At 46.2% G+C, this 247-nt stretch carries 1 rRNA gene; it reads left to right on the top strand.

The window, feature by feature from the left end:
* Positions 1-247: ribosomal RNA gene (locus ACTHSL_RS13995) — 16S ribosomal RNA — on the top strand; the annotation flags it as partial.

Genomic DNA, 247 nt, shown 5'->3' with positions numbered 1-247 from the left:
AAAGAGCTCGTAGGTGGATATTTAAGTGGGATGTGAAAAACTCGGGCTTAACCTGAGTGCTGCATTCCAAACTGGATATCTAGAGTGCAGGAGAGGAAAGTAGAATTCCTAGTGTAGCGGTGAAATGCGTAGAGATTAGGAAGAATACCAGTGGCGAAGGCGACTTTCTGGACTGTAACTGACACTGAGGCTCGAAAGCGTGGGGAGCAAACAGGATTAGATACCCTAGTAGTCCTGTCTCTTATAC

It is taken from the genome of Neisseria sp. P0008.S010, assembly GCF_051962715.1.
GTDB classification, from domain to species: domain Bacteria; phylum Pseudomonadota; class Gammaproteobacteria; order Burkholderiales; family Neisseriaceae; genus Neisseria; species Neisseria elongata.
The sequence above is the reverse complement of the archived record's forward strand: the minus strand, read 5'-3'. Positions and strand labels throughout refer to the sequence as shown.